Annotated in this window: 10 protein-coding genes; 2 read left to right on the top strand and 8 right to left on the bottom strand. The window is 42.3% G+C overall.

What is annotated here, in order from left to right:
- Window positions 1-146: 146 nt before the first annotated feature.
- From H6H03_RS20620 to H6H03_RS20610, 3 genes are all read right to left on the bottom strand, one after another.
- A complete protein-coding gene (locus H6H03_RS20620; RefSeq protein ID WP_190956953.1) occupies window positions 147-806 on the bottom strand; it encodes a class I SAM-dependent methyltransferase in 660 nt (219 codons plus the stop codon).
- Between the two features lie 219 nt (window positions 807-1,025).
- Entirely contained in the window at window positions 1,026-1,418 is a 393-nt protein-coding gene (locus H6H03_RS20615; protein ID WP_190956952.1) for a VanZ family protein, read from the bottom strand.
- Between the two features lie 353 nt (window positions 1,419-1,771).
- Window positions 1,772-2,032 carry a hypothetical protein gene (locus tag H6H03_RS20610; RefSeq protein WP_190956951.1) on the bottom strand — a complete coding sequence of 87 codons (261 nt, stop codon included), beginning with the start codon at window positions 2,030-2,032 and terminating at the stop codon, window positions 1,772-1,774.
- Window positions 2,033-2,281: 249 nt separating this feature from the next.
- On the opposite strand from H6H03_RS20610, the gene H6H03_RS20605 reads away from it, so the two are divergent.
- Complete coding sequence (locus H6H03_RS20605) at window positions 2,282-4,357, top strand: tetratricopeptide repeat protein (RefSeq protein ID WP_190956950.1); 2,076 nt, start codon at window positions 2,282-2,284, stop codon at window positions 4,355-4,357.
- A 143-nt stretch (window positions 4,358-4,500) separates the two neighbouring features.
- On the opposite strand, the gene H6H03_RS20600 is transcribed toward H6H03_RS20605, so the two are convergent.
- The 3 genes from H6H03_RS20600 to H6H03_RS20590 form a co-directional block, all read right to left on the bottom strand.
- On the bottom strand, window positions 4,501-5,217 hold the full coding sequence (locus tag H6H03_RS20600; protein ID WP_190956949.1) for a hypothetical protein: 717 nt from the start codon (window positions 5,215-5,217) through the stop codon (window positions 4,501-4,503).
- Between the two features lie 359 nt (window positions 5,218-5,576).
- Window positions 5,577-7,223 (bottom strand): DUF1565 domain-containing protein, encoded by a 1,647-nt coding sequence (locus tag H6H03_RS20595; RefSeq protein WP_190957001.1) that lies wholly within the window; start codon window positions 7,221-7,223, stop codon window positions 5,577-5,579.
- A 420-nt stretch (window positions 7,224-7,643) separates the two neighbouring features.
- Complete coding sequence (locus H6H03_RS20590) at window positions 7,644-7,871, bottom strand: hypothetical protein (protein WP_190956948.1); 228 nt, start codon at window positions 7,869-7,871, stop codon at window positions 7,644-7,646.
- A 382-nt stretch (window positions 7,872-8,253) separates the two neighbouring features.
- Here H6H03_RS20590 and H6H03_RS20585 point away from each other — a divergent pair, with 382 nt between their 5' ends.
- Entirely contained in the window at window positions 8,254-8,586 is a 333-nt protein-coding gene (locus tag H6H03_RS20585) for a hypothetical protein (RefSeq protein WP_190956947.1), read from the top strand.
- Between the two features lie 32 nt (window positions 8,587-8,618).
- On the opposite strand, the gene mnmA is transcribed toward H6H03_RS20585, so the two are convergent.
- Complete coding sequence (mnmA, locus tag H6H03_RS20580) at window positions 8,619-9,674, bottom strand: tRNA 2-thiouridine(34) synthase MnmA (protein WP_190956946.1); 1,056 nt, start codon at window positions 9,672-9,674, stop codon at window positions 8,619-8,621.
- A 245-nt stretch (window positions 9,675-9,919) separates the two neighbouring features.
- Complete coding sequence (locus tag H6H03_RS20575; protein ID WP_190956945.1) at window positions 9,920-14,581, bottom strand: Hsp70 family protein; 4,662 nt, start codon at window positions 14,579-14,581, stop codon at window positions 9,920-9,922.
- Window positions 14,582-14,930: the final 349 nt, after the last annotated feature.

The following is a 14,930-nucleotide window of genomic DNA, read 5'->3' as shown; positions in this document are numbered from 1 at the left end:
CTAAATTTACAGCAGGTTGCATATTCTTGGAATACGTATAGGTGGTTTAACTTCATCACGCTCCTCTGCGTTAAAAACATTGGTTCTGTACCTCACTTAACTGGGAATCGCTACATCAAAAAATGTTTATTAAAAATATATTTTTTTCATTTTGTTGCTATACCGATAATATGAGGACTGACAATCGGCAATCTGACTTGAAAATACTCATAATTGATGCTGGTAAAACCAGCTTTTTCTAAGGCAATGTCAATTTCTCTATTTGGATAGCAATTATCGGTTAACGTTTTCCAAACTGGACTAATAGTATTTTGCACTTTTCGCAATAAACTTCCTTGAGGTGCGGCGATGTGTTCAATAAATAAAAAACGTCCACCTGGTTTGAGTACTCTTAAAATTGCCTGTAATGTGTAGTTGATATTCGGCACTGAGCATAAAAGTAATGTAGTGACAACGGTATCAACGCTGTTATCTTCAATGTCTAGCCATTCACCATTACCAAAGCGGATATCGATGTTTAAACCCAGTTCTTTTGCTTGTTTTCGGAGATAGGAATGCATCTGTAGATCTGGCTCCATTCCTATTAAGTGGATATTGGGAGGATAGTAGCGTAAGTTAGAACCGTCTCGCGGGCTAATTTCTAATACTTTACCTTCGAGATTGGCAAAAAGAGAGCGTTTGCGATCGCCTAGCTCTTTATGATAAATACTGCTACGTTTAGCCATCATCCAGCCAACAAAACTTTTACCAAAGTTTACATAAAATTGATTTGGTAATTCTCCACAAATTTGGTTTACACTCATCATCCACTTCCTAATTTTTGAGGCTATAAATTGGTGTATCAGTTAACCATTTATAGCCTCAAGATATGATATTTGTTTTTGTCCTACTTCACCCACTTGACTCACCTGATTGGGTGATTTTCACTAATTTAGATGGATATTTACTGCAAGATACACCTCAATCATAACTGCAATTTGCCTACATATAGAATTCCATCAAAAAAGTTATTGCCTATTGATTTTTTAAATTTCACTCTTTTGAGATTTGTGCAGATTTTGTCTTTCTGCTAGCCAGGTGAATAGTATAACACCGCATAAGTCAGCTACTAAGTCAACTAAATCAAAGCTGCGATGGGGTGAAAATAATTGAAGTATTTCATCGATGATACAAAAAAAGATGACAATAAATGGTGTCAACGGTAATGAAATGTTAAATATTTCAACCTTACGTTTGTTTAATGCTAAGTGTCCCAAATATGCAGCGATTCCTAGCAATAAAAAATGCATAATTGTATCGAAATACGGAAATTGAGAAAGTTCAACTGGAATGATTTTTAAGTAAGCTGATATGGAAATAGACATTAAAATTCCAAAGTAAAACCAAAACGCAAAAACCCAAAGCCAATTAGATTTCATTTTAATTATTTGAAACAGTACTGCCATTCGGAATCCAGAACTCGGAATTAGTCAGCTTCAAAAAGTTAATAAGCCATAGCAGACTAGATTTCCCAATCATTCTGAATTCTTATGTAATTCCTACAAACATAACAAAGAGCATTCCGCAATTGGGAATGCTTGATTTTCGTAAATTCTGTTAAGATAATGTGAATTTTACGGATTTAAAAAAGATTGCAAGATTCAACACAAAACAAGAGTAGGGTGCATTGTCGCCAAGCGCTGCATCATCTTGATATTATATGTCGGGGTGCGTTAGCCTCCGGCGTAACACACCCTACATCACAATCCAGAATTTAAAATCCAAAATTGGATCACGCATGAAGGTTGGCTTGTTCTTGCAACCAAGGATCTACTGGTTGTCCATCTTTGCGGCGTAATTCAATTTCCACTACCATTACTTGTTTTGAACCAGGAGGCGCAGGTTTTTGATGGAAAATAATATCATAATCTAGTGGATTGTGTTGGCGTTCTTTCAACCATTCCTGCACTTTAGTTGTGGCAAATAATGATTGTCCCTGTTCAAACATTCGGGTAATCTGCATTTGCAGCGTATAAGGATTAATGCGACCCATTTTTTACCGCCTTTGTTAATTGAAGAAGAACTGAGAATTCAGAATCAAGAGTATGAAGATCTCAATTTTAAGTAGATATTGTAAAAAATTAGATATCCCAAAAGAGGTAGTTACTGAGATATCAGGTGTGACAAGATGAACTCAATGCCTATCCTTTAGTATATTTCACCAGATTACTACTTAATTTTGTTATAGATTGGAGAGAGGCACGCCGCTTCAAGAACTGACCAAAAGATTGAGATGGTTGTTATGAAGAGTAAAAATCAAGCTATTTTCGCTTTATTTGTAAAAAGCGCTATTATCTTTTCACCTTTACTATTATCTGCTGATATTGCCAGTGGACAATCTGCGCCATTATCCAAACCAGCAACATCTCCTGCTGCGGTGTTATCAAATCAGGAACGTGAAGAATTAACGCGACTACGAGCTGAAAAGCAAGTTCAATCTGATTTGAAGAGTGCTTTTAGCCGTACAACTATTTTAATCAATATCTGGCTAGTTATATTAAGTTTATTTCCCTTGGCTATCATTGCTTTACTTTGGCTATTGCGACGAGCTATTATCCGTGAAATTGTTGAGCGAGCAATGCAACAATTAGAGGGTGTAGAAAAATTACAAAATCAATTAATTAATGTTAAGCAAGATGCGGAAAATCTGATTCAAGAAGCTAAAAAAATAAATTACGATCTAGAACAGGAAACTGCTGGTCTTCAAGAAAAAATTAAAAATCAAGCAGAAAGTTTATCTCTTATAACATCTGACATAGATTTAGTTAAAACACAAATATTAAATCGGTTAGAATCGGAAATTCAAAAATCTCAAGAAAATGTAGCATCTTTAGAGTTAAAATTTGCTTCGGCGTTATCTAAGTTGGAATTGGAAGCTCAACAACAAAAAGATTTAGCACTGGAAAATCTCGGAAAATTAGCATCTAGTTTGTCTGAAGAACTGTCTAATTTAAAGTTGGGTATACAAGAACAGCAAGAATTAGCGGTTGCTGATTTAGAATTATCAAAGTCTGAGTTTACATCTCAACTGTCTGGATGGCAATTTGATACTCAACAGCAAAGGGATATAATTCTTGAGAGTTTAACTAAATTGCAGTCAGAATTTGTTTCGCAATTATCAAATTTAGAAATAGATGTTCAACAGCAAAAAAATGCCACGTTTGAGAAATTAGATAATGAATTTAAATCTCAAATATTAGACTTACAGGCAGATGCTCAAGAGCAAAAAAATAAACTTATTGAGAATTTAATAGCATTGCAATTAGAGTTTAGCGATCGCTTATCTCAATTAGAAGTAGACGCTCAAAAATCTAAAGAGTTAATCATTGAGAATTTGGAGAAATCTGGTTATGAATTTAGTTCGCAATTCTCAGAATTACAATTCAACGCCCAACAACAAAAAATTCTCATTTTAGAGAAGTTAGAAAAATTAGAAACAGAGTTTGTCTCTCAGTTATCTGAGTTACAATTGGATGCTCAACAAAGAAAAGATCTCATTCTTCAGGAATTGATTGAGATGACATCTGCATCTATTCCTAAGGAAGTTGAAAAAACAAAAGAAGAACAGCCACAACAACCGGAATTCACGGCTGAGGAATATGTAAAACAAGCAGATGCGCTGTTTTCTGAAAAACGTTATCAAGATGCGATCGCCATTTATAACCAAGCAGTTAAAACCCAACCTGATGACCCTGTTATTTGGTTAAAACGCGGCTTAACCCTCGGCAGATTAAAACGCTACAAAGATGCCATCGCCTCTTACGAACGCGCTATTCAAATTCAACCAGAATATCACCAAGCTTGGTGCGATCGCGGCGTTGCTTTTGGTTATTTACAACAGCATCAGCAAGCCTTTGACTCATTCGATAAAGCTACACAAATCAAGCCTGACGATGCAGTTGCCTGGTTGAATCGCAGTCTTTCGCTAATAGCATTGGAACAATATGAAGAAGCGATTCCATCTTTAGAAAAAGCTCTAGAATTACAACCAAATTCTCCCAAAATTTTGGATAAATACGGCTATACCCTAGTCAGACTGGGACGCGATGATGAAGCGATCGCTAGTTTTAATAAAGCATTAGAAATTAAACCAGATTATGCCAGCGCCTATTACAACAAAGCAACCTGTTACGCACTCCAAAGACAAATAGAACTATCTCTAGTAACTCTGCAACAAGCAATTGAACTTAATCCCAGATACAAAGAAGAAGCCGCAACCGACCTAGATTTTGATGATATCGCCCAAGATCAGCGCTTTCAGCAATTAATTGGAATATCTGACAGAATTCAGAATTCAGAAGTCAGAATTCAGAATTAATTTGTCTAATTTATGGAAGCAGTGCTGGGTGTTGAGTGTTGAATGTTGACTGAGGAATTATCCCCCCCCTGCCCCCTGCCCCCTGCCCCCTGCCCCCTGCCTCCTGCCTCCTGCCTCCCTGTCCCCTGCCCCCTGCCCCCTGCCTATTGCCCCTGTTCCCCAGACATCGCTTTGAGTTTAGACGTAAAAGACTCAGAGCGATCGCTTTTTTCTGGGGTAAATTGCCCTATTGGGGGACGAATAGCCGCAGGTGGTAGCAGTTTTGGTGGTTCATGAGAGACTGATGATGCACTTTCTGATGAAGTTTGCCTTTGGCTAACAGCAGACGGTAGTCCAAGTCTTGCCAAAGAAGTTAAGTCACTTGCAGTGGTAGACTTGAGGCCGTTTTTATCCTCCGTAGCTTCTTGTTGCTCTAAAGATGATTTTTGTTTGTGACCGTTCAGTTGTAGGGTTGTAGTATTACTTTTTTGATGACCATTGCTAACTTTCCCAGGTGGTAATTGAGGTTTCGTTACTTTTTCAAAAACTGGATTTTTCTTGGCTGGCGGTAACGCTGGTGCAGCCAATGAAGTTAGGCTTTGAGGAAACTTGCTACAAACCATACGTTCAAATTCCATGTTGAAATGATATGTAGCCTGTTCCCGACGCTGCCAAAATACTAAAATTTGCTGCACAGAAACCGCTTTATAACGACCTTGATATAGTGCTTCAATCACTGCCAGGTGTAGCCAATTGAGTGGGTATTGCGTTTGCCAACGTTCAACCAACTCATTGGCAGTATACCCACTGAGATCAAAACTATAGTGAATTAATAACGCGATCGCCAAATTGGCAGAGGTGTCTGGAAGTGTTGTTAACATGAGGCTGTTAGCTTTTGGCAATAGGTCTAAGATTTTTCACCCATCGCATATAGCGTATCGTGCTTTTAACTACATGGTTTTTTACCACAGTTCTCAAGTCGATAGGCAGTGTTTCCCATTCTACTTGTCAACTGCTCAAATGCAAGAGTCTATAGAGTGATTTAACAGTTATCTTTATTACTTAGCAGTCTTCATCGTCCACTGTTCGCTGATTGATAAATAGAAGGCAGGAGGCAGGAGGCAGGAGGCAGGAGAGAAAAGCCTGTTTTTATCAGGTTTTGATCGGGGTTTTTAACTTGTCTTTTGTATTTTACATTTGTTGTATGCCCTAACCATGCATTGTATCCAAACTCCAAACCTTATAAATCCCCTACTAACTGTTGGCTGGTCGCCAATTCGATCGCAGGTGTTCGCCCAATGGCAACTAACGCCTGATAAACCATCGCCGCAACTTCAGCGCATGTTGCCGGACGTAAAGGTGCAAGCACTTTTGGGTCTGGATAGTTGACAATTATCCTTTTATGTGTTGCAGTTGCAACAGCTTTTTCGGCATAGTCGGGAATAGTATGGCGATCGCTATACACTTCTAAAACATTGTTATCAGCCTGCGGTAGTCCCAGTCCGTTAACTAGAGAGACAATTACTTGTAGCCGTTTGACATTTTGATGGGGGCGAAAAGTGCGATCGGTAAATCCACCAACAAAGCCACCCCTAGCCGCAATTTGGATAGCATTATACGCCCAAAAATCTTGGGATACATCGACAAAATCCGCTGCTGGGCGTTTAGCAGTGGGCTTAAAAGCAACCGCCACCAAAGCCGCGTATTCAGCGCGAGTCATCGGTTTATCTGGCTGGTACGTATCATCAGGCAAATCGTGAATTAAATCCAGACTCCGCAATGCCTGAATGAATGGTTCTGCCCAATGGCTATCTAGAACAGACGCAAAGAGTGGGGGATGCGGGGACGCGGAAAGTGGAGAATTCGGGGACGCGGAGAGTGGGGGATGCGGGGACGCGGAGAGTGTTTGTGATAAATTCCCCATCTCCCCATCTCCCCATTTCCCCGCGTCCCCGCGTCCCCCTGTCCCCGCGTCCCCCTGTCCCCGCGTCCCCCTGTCCTCTTTAAGACCAATTAATTCCACCAATCCCTTGACTAAAGCAGGATTCAACTGATTACCTACACAAACAAGCTTTTGTGTAGTGACATTATGTAAATCAAATTCAGTATTATCACGAAAAATATTGTCAGCGGGATCTTCGCTACTACCTAAATCGGGGGTTGCATTGCCATTGACAAATAGACCACCTTGAGTATTTTTAGCAATGAGATTTTCACGCAGCACAGGACGGGCATTGCGAGAAAGTGCGATCGCTGTGCGATTTTCTGATAATTTGTTATTGGCGATCGTTGGAGCCGCAAAGTCACTAACTACTATTCCCAAAGGGTTTCTTTGAAATATATTTCCCAAGACTTCGCCCTGGCTATGGCCTGCCATCACTAACCCACTGGCAGTATTTTGCACAAAAACATTATCAAAAATTGTTGGTTTAGCAGCCCCAGTGGCAAATACGCCTTCACGTCCACAGTTACTTAAAGTATTGTTGGCTAAAGTGGGCGCACCCGATTCAATCCAGATACCAGTACCTTTTGCTGAGGTATTCGTGACAGTTACACCTAAAATACTGGCATTTTCTAACAACAGCAGCCCGATATTTTGCATTCCAAAGCTGGGGCTTTGATACTGACCGCTTCCAGAAATTACAATCCCCGCTCCTTTGTTAGCTTCATTACCTACAACCTTCACTCCTCCACGGATAACTAGAGGAAATGCCTCGCCACTAGCCACGCTGTAAATTGCAGATGCTAAATGAATGATTGTAGGGATTTTAGTTACTTTTAAAGCACGGGTGAGACTTTTAAACGGGCTTAACTTGGAACCGATATTAGTATCATTCCCTGTCATAGGGTTGACATAGAGTGTGAGAACAAGGGTAGAGTTCACCATTGATGATTGAGGGTCAGTTGTTTTAATTATGACAATCATAAATAACACTACTTCTACCAAACTTTGGGAAACTAGTATCCCTATGTGTACAAAATGTATCTGCTTTCAGTTTTCTTCCAAGCAGATAATCTGTACACAAAAGTTATAGACTCTCATGCAACATTCCAAGTTCTCATTTAGGCATTCTCAGTTCGCAAGCTCAAAATTTCAAGTAACTAGAGCAGGGAATAGGCAATAGGCAATAGGCAACAGGCAAAGAAAGTCTGTTGGTGTCTGGGTTTTACGGTCAGTTTACGTCTTAAATTATGCTTCAACTGTTATAAAATCTGAATTTAATAAACTTACTTTCCACAACCCTTCTAGTTTTCCTACTTTACGGAAGGTTACGCTGGTGTACGCAAGCATCTTAAGCAATTATGCTTACACATCGCCATACAATTGAGTTGCATCGCCATGCAATTGAGTTGCATCGTCCTGCAATTGAGTTGCATCGTCCTGCAATTGAGTTGCATCGTCCTGCAATTGAGTTGCATCGCCATGCAATTGAGTTGCATCGTCGTGCAATTGAGTTGCATCGACTTGCAATTGAGTTGCATCGACTTGCAATTGAGTTGCATCGACTTGCAATTGAGTTGCATCGTCCTGCAATGGGATTTCGATGTATAGCAAAAGCCAAGGTGGTTAGGACATCAACAGATGATAAAACTTAGACACAAAAAGACTTTTTACCCAGCCCTCAGTCCCTTGCTATATACCAATTCAATTAATGATTGCAACATATCCTTAGGTCAAGAATCGATTCATCGCGTCTCTACAAGTGGTCTATCTGTCGCATTTTTTTGAAATATTTTTATCAATATAATTAGAGCGATCGCCATTCAAAAACTATAAATTTATTGACTGTGAATATTACTAAAAACAAAATTAATTTCTATAATTAATATTTGCAAAACACAAATTATTCTCACTGCAAGTCAAAGTCAATTTCAAATACAATAAAATTATTATTCTTCAAGCGTAAGCAGTCAAAATGACGGAAGACAAAAATCGTATCAATCGCATGGAAGACCAACTTATTGATATGCGTCTAGCAGTTAGCGCCCTTTTAGAAACTGTGACGCAGCATCAACGGAATTTTGAGACTATACAGCGTAATTTTGAAACTATGCAGCGTAACTTTGAATCTACGAATACTAGAATTGACACTATTGTCATTGAAATTAGAGACATCCGTACTGATATGCAAGAAATGAGAGCTGATATGTTGCAAATGCAATCAGAAGTTCGCGGTTTACAAACCGAGAATCGCCGCATTCTTGATGTTTTACAGAATCGCAATTCCGAAGATGATTCCTTGGTATAAGAATAAAGACGTTGCATTGCAACGTCTTTACATTAGGTAAACTGTTCGATAATTCCGCCACCTAAGACTTTTTCTCCGTCATACCACACCGCAGCTTGTCCGGGTGTGATGCTGAATTGGGGTTCATCAAACACCAAACGCACGCGGGAGTTTTCTAGAGGAATCACCGTCACTGGTGTAGGTGTGGAACGATAGCGAATTTGCACTTCGGACTGAATTGGCGTAGATGGTTCGGCAATAGAAACCCAATTTACTCGCCCTACAGTACATTCTGGCTGAGTTACCTTAGTGCGATCGCCAACAACAACTCGATTATTCACCGCATCTAATTCAATCACATACAACGGCTCAGGAGCAGCAATTCCCAAACCTTTGCGCTGTCCAATTGTGTAGTGATGAACGCCATCATGCTGTCCCAAAACTTTGCCTGTGGTATCCACAATATCGCCTGTTTTCGGAGCTAAATATTTATCTAGAAATGCCCGCATGGAACCGTTGCTTTCCACTAAGCACAAGTCTTGACTTTCCGGCTTATCAGCTGTTTGTAAACCGTATTCAGCAGCGATGCGACGCGTATCAGTTTTTTCCAATTCGCCCAAAGGAAATATACTTGCCTCTAGCAAATCTTGAGACAAATCATAGAGAAAATAAGACTGGTCTTTGTTGCGGTCAACAGCCCTTAGTAACTGATAACGTCCAGTAGCTTCGTCATAGTTAATTCGGGCATAATGACCAGTGGCAATGCGATCGCATCCCAATTTTTCGCGGGCATACTGCACCATTGGCCCAAACTTCACCGTTTTATTGCACTGAGAGCATGGCAAAGGCGTGATCCCAGCACTGTAACCAGTCACCAAAAAATCGACAATATTTGTTTGGAAGACATCCCGAATATCCACAACTTCGTGGGGAATGCCCAGTTGTTCACAGATACCAGCCGCGTCGATCATACCTTCAGAGCAACATTGACCTTTGCCTTTCATTAGCCAAAGAGTCAAACCAATTACTTCATAGCCCTGATGGTGCAGGATAGCAGCGGCGGTGGAACTGTCAACACCACCCGAAAGACCAACGACGACTTTTTTCATACAAACCCAACACGGTAGTTGCGTGGTTGTCCAATTGTAGCACAGACTCTTCAAAGCCTTGCCAGTAAAGCACTTCATCTCAAGTTGCATTCAAAAATAGTAACTGAGGTATTGGGAGATGAGGGAGATGGGGAGGTAGGGGTAAAGGGTAAAGGGAAAAGGTTAAAGGGTAAAGGGATAAATTTAACCTTTCCCCCTTACCCCTTTCCCTTTCCCCCTTCCTAATGCCCAATGCCCCATGCCCTTTAGTTATTAATTTCGCCTTGCAAGCGCCGTAACAGTTCTACCGGAATGGCATAAAATGATTGCTCGCTACGAATTTGTCCGCTAGCCAACTCCTGTCTGCGCTCTAACCAGAAGGTTAATAGGCCAATCACTTCGCCCAATTGATTTAAGATAGGTGCGCCACTAATCCCGCCTTGCAGAGGAATGCTCACCTCTAACACTCGCTGGGAGCAAAGTGGGCTGGAACGAACACGATTGATTAACCCTGTATTGCAGTAGAGATTCTCAGCAAATCCTCCAGTTTCAGGAGACGGAAAGCCAATGGTCATAATCCGCTCTCCGACTTCAACCAGTTCCGAATAGCCTAACCGCAACGGTGTCAGCGAGTTAGATGCTGGCTGCACCTGCAAAATTGCAACATCGTCTGCACCCCAACTAGGCAAATGAATCGATATGACTTGCAAAGTACCCTCTGTGGTTGTCACCTGCACAGCTTGGGGTGCAACGCAGTTTCCTGTTGTCTCGTCGATGAGTACGTGGCGATTGGTAGCGATGTAATGGGAACTAATGAAAAAACCACTGCCACTGGCAGCCCAATTACCGAAATTAACCTGTATCCAAACGACTGAGGAGGTATAAATGCGGACAGTATGATTGAGGCTGGTAAAATCTGGTTGGTGAACTCCCAGCATAACTTGATGTTCGTGCAACAAGGCTGTGTAAGCTTCGTGTTGTCGATCGCGAGCCAGAATTTCTAAACCGAGTTCTACTTGCTGGGAAGACAGAGGTGCAGCTAATCGCTCAAATTGAGTCAAAGCTTCTGAGTAACGTTGCAGACGTAAAAAATGCTGTGCTAGCTCTTGAGGATCGCCTTCAGGGTTAATGGGCAAGTTTTCCAGCACACTCAACCATCTTTGATAATTGGCTGCAATGTCGATGATATCCATTTTGGCATTTTGAGCGCGTTGCAGTAGCCCATCGCCATCCTCCAACAACTGCTGTACTTGCGTGGCAATTTCCGTAGCCCGCCAATCTAAAGATCCATAAAGATCTAACCACAGGCGAATACTGCGGCTTAGTGTGTCCCATCGATCAAGTGCGAGTCTGGTTTTGTTCTCTAGTTGAATGCGATCGCGATAAATATCAAGCAGTGTATTATTATCTGTAGATGTTGGCGAATAACGTTCCCGATGTCCCTCGTAAGTCTGGATGCGGTCTTGAAAACGTAATGACAAAGCAACAATGTCTGCTGTCTCTACCTCATGCAGAGTTGTTTGCAACTGTGCCCTGAGTTTTTCTAGACTAGTTAGCGATCCCTGGTAGAGTTGTGAGTCGCGGAATCGAGTTTGCAGCGAAGTCATTTGTGCGGGGGTGAGCAAATGGGAATCGGCAATTGTAATACTTTGCTCGTTACCCGTCCCGACATCACGAGCCGTCACCGTGAGCAAACAATTAGCATCAATGTCAAATTGGACATCAATCTGCGGTACACCTGCTTGGGCGATGGGAATTCCTTGGAGGATAAATTCGCCAATCTTGAAATTCTCTTCAGAAACGGATGATTCCCCCTGAAAAACCTCGATTCTGACTTGAGTTTGGTTATCTTCAGTGGTAGTGTATCGCTGGGTTTTGGCTGTGGGAATTGTGGTGTGTTTGCGAATCACACGATCAAACTTAAATTCACCAGGTGCAACTCGGCATTTAATCCCTAAACTGAACGGTACAACATCGAGCAAAAGGGTATTCTGGACAGCATCCATGAGAATTGCCGCCTGCAATGCTGCACCACGAGCAACAATTGTCAAGGGATCGTAAGCAGAATGAGGTTCTAGATGAAATGCCTCGCCAATACATCGGCGAACTGCCGGCATGAGTCCACCCCCGCCAATCAGCAGGACACGACTGGGTTTTTCTTGAATTTTCTGGCAGGTGAAACGAATTCCTTCTAGCCAAGAGGATGCCAATCGTTCTAGTTCTGCTCGTGTCAGGGCTAATTGGATTGTGTCATCGCCAATCAAATAAGGCAAATTGATTGTCCATTCGCTTTGTGTAGACAGTTCAATCTTGAGTTCTTCACAAGCCTGACGCAAGCGGGTTGCGGCTTGACTATTGCGCGGAATTTCTTGTCCTGTTTGGGTCTTGACAAATTCACTAAAGTGAGTGTAAATGATTTCGTCTAAATCAGCACTACCAAGGGCATTATCACCCTCAATTTGCTGTACTTCAAACACACCCTCACCAGCTTGAATGATGGAAAGGTCGAAAGTTCCTGCCCCTAAGTCAGCGACTAAGATGGTTTCAGTTTTATATTCATGGATACGCTGGGCAAGACAAGCCGCCGTCGGCTCGTGGATCAATCGCAGTACGCGAATATCTGCCATAAATCCAGCAGTTTTAGTTGCCTGTTTCTGAGCTTCATTAAAGTAGGCAGGTACAGTAATGACAATGTTGTTCAAGGGAATGACGGGCGGATGCTGCGCTAGAAACTCATTCACCCAATCGGTTGGAGGAGTCGATGCCATTTTCTTGGCGGCGATGGTCGAGACTTTGGCTGCAATCTTTGTTTGCAGGTACTCCCTAGCAAACTCACGCCCACAGTTGATAATCCGGGCGGAAATTTCTTCGGCTCGATATTCTTGACCACCTGCGCGAAATTTTCGGTCTGTTCCCATCTCCCGTTTCGCTTTGGTGATGATGGCGCGGACAGACTTGCCCAACAACTCGGCAACGGGTACTCCAACTAATTCCCGTCCTGACTGGTCGATGGCAAATACTGAGGGGATCTGCCGTCGTCTTTGTCGCTCCACAACTTCCGGCTTTGCTTCTCGTTTGTTGTAAAGACACACCACGCTGTTACTAGTGCCTAAATCCAAACCGATGGCATCAATATACTCTGCTAAAACTTCTCTAGTTGCATCTGTTACCCATCTTGTTGCCTGCTCCTCAAAGCGGCGACGATCTAGGACTTCTATGCCAGGAAGCTCAATCGCTACCAAGTCTAGCCATTTTTGCCCCAGTAAACCTTGCTCTGCCAAATCTTTGATCCGCCGCCACAATTGTGCTTTTTGGCTGGGAGATTGTCCTGTGGCGTTTGCTTTGGCTGCACACAAATCAGCTAGTTGCTCCACTCGTCCAGCTTTTTGTAGCAACTCTTGGAATTGGCGATCGAACACTGTTTGCTCGTCACCTAGTTGGTGTTGGCGTAACTCTGCCGCCCGCAAGAACTCCCCGGCTTGTGCGTAAAGTGCGATCGCCTGCTCAGTTTCTCCCAACCGTTCATAGAGCAATGCAGCCATAAAGAAGTCGCCGCCTTCTTCTAGCAACTGGGCTTTTTTTCTAGTATCAACTGCTTCACCAGAGGCAGATAAGGCGACTAAAGCTTGCCCAAACGCACCTGCTTTTTCAAACAGCACAGAAGCGGCAAAATAATCCTGGGCTTTCTCAGCTTGCAGTCCAGCTTCGAGATAATTTCCCGCCGCCCCTTCTACAAGACTCCAACGCTTAAACAAGTCTATTGCCGATTGTCCCTCACAGCCTGACAATTCAGCACTCAAGGCAAAGCGAGCTGTTTTGACTGCCTCTGATAAAAGACGTTGTGTCCGTTCGGCTTCAGCTACTTGGGATTTTTCCTGCCATGCTTCGGCTACAGACTTTAGTAAGCCAACCGCTGCTAAAAATTCCTTACCCTCGATGTGCAACCTAACTGTATTCTCTAATGCATCCCGAATTTCCTGCATCCACTCAGGGGTAATGGTACGACGGTTACGAATGGCCAGCCCTAGTTCGCCAAGTCTCTGGTGACAATCGCTGACACGCTCCTGATTTCCTGCTTGTTGAAAATGTGTGAGGGCTGCGGCATGATTACTTTCCTGCCAGAAACTCTCTGCTACTTTCTCATGAGCCTGAGCGATCGCACTTTCATCACCTAAGCGATTGGCCAACGTCAACAAGCGCAACGCGTTTTCCCGTCCCGCTAAGGGCATAAGGTAACGCATCGCACTGCGGTAGTCTTTAGCTGCTTCGGCTAGATCAGCGGCTTCAATGTAGCGATCGACAACGGCGTAAACTTGATGTATTGCCGGTAGTTCATCTGGCTGCAACTGTCCAAAAAAAGACTTCCAGGCATCAGCTAGTTGAAAAGTATGATTTTCTAAAAATATCTTGACAATTTCCCAGAGTTCTGGTCTTTGTAAATTTCCTTGATTGCGCCGCTTGAGTAACTTAGCTAACAGCAGATTGCTCTCACCAATCCTTGCCGCTTGCAGACATATTTGTTGCTGTACTTCCCGCATGGATGTATGTTCGGACAATCTTTGCGATAGTCGCCATGCTGCATCCAGATTTGGAGCGGTTTGAGGTTTTGCTTCTAGCAGAAATGAGAGTGCTTGTCCAACCGCCAAACTAGGACTAGGAGCTTGTTCGCCAAAAAGCGGATCGAATTTGAAAATTACTTGAGTGAGTTCGTGGCGATCGCATTTCGTAGCTAGAAATAAAGCTTGCGTATAAGTCTGCCAAGCTTTGTCTGTCGTATGGGAATTCTCTAGTTGCTTTTGTAATTTTTCGCAAGTCTTGGCTAACTGTTTGTGGGGATTTTCCCATCCCTGTAGCTTTCTTAACAAACTGCTAACAGGTCTGAATAGAGCCTGAAATAACCTCTTCAAATTCAAGTGCCAATTAGACATTTTTTTGTAGGAAACCTTTATAGTAAATCTACGGAATTTATTACTTCTGACACTCCCTGTAACAATTTTTAACTTTTTCAATCATCAGTAAGCCTGTACTATTTATTACCCTTATTTTTGAAATACTCATCTAAAATTAGTAACAGATGTATTGTTTAGAACCTAAATGAGGTAAGTTATCACTAACGCTATACATAGAACTCCTATATATTGCGTGAAAAAACTTGCCCTCAGCTTGAAAAGGCTGATTTCCTAACTGTACAGGCGCGATTTATCGCGTTTATACTAGCCGTCAGGAGCAAATAAGTTCAAAAATCAAAGCACATTACCATAGTTGCTACAACAGCAA

The organism is Nostoc paludosum FACHB-159 (assembly GCF_014698835.1).
Lineage (GTDB): Bacteria > Cyanobacteriota > Cyanobacteriia > Cyanobacteriales > Nostocaceae > Nostoc > Nostoc paludosum.
The sequence above is the reverse complement of the archived record's forward strand: the minus strand, read 5'-3'. Positions and strand labels throughout refer to the sequence as shown.

Coding starts and splice junctions, on each gene's coding strand:
- H6H03_RS20610 (WP_190956951.1), bottom strand. CDS start 2,032: ATGGGTCGCATTAATCCTTATACGCTGCAAATGCAGATTACCCGAATG.
- H6H03_RS20595 (WP_190957001.1), bottom strand. CDS start 7,223: ATGGTGAACTCTACCCTTGTTCTCACACTCTATGTCAACCCTATGACA.
- H6H03_RS20615 (WP_190956952.1), bottom strand. CDS start 1,418: ATGAAATCTAATTGGCTTTGGGTTTTTGCGTTTTGGTTTTACTTTGGA.
- H6H03_RS20605 (WP_190956950.1), top strand. CDS start 2,282: ATGAAGAGTAAAAATCAAGCTATTTTCGCTTTATTTGTAAAAAGCGCT.
- H6H03_RS20600 (WP_190956949.1), bottom strand. CDS start 5,217: ATGTTAACAACACTTCCAGACACCTCTGCCAATTTGGCGATCGCGTTA.
- mnmA (WP_190956946.1), bottom strand. CDS start 9,674: ATGAAAAAAGTCGTCGTTGGTCTTTCGGGTGGTGTTGACAGTTCCACC.
- H6H03_RS20585 (WP_190956947.1), top strand. CDS start 8,254: ATGACGGAAGACAAAAATCGTATCAATCGCATGGAAGACCAACTTATT.
- H6H03_RS20620 (WP_190956953.1), bottom strand. CDS start 806: ATGATGAGTGTAAACCAAATTTGTGGAGAATTACCAAATCAATTTTAT.
- H6H03_RS20575 (WP_190956945.1), bottom strand. CDS start 14,581: ATGTCTAATTGGCACTTGAATTTGAAGAGGTTATTTCAGGCTCTATTC.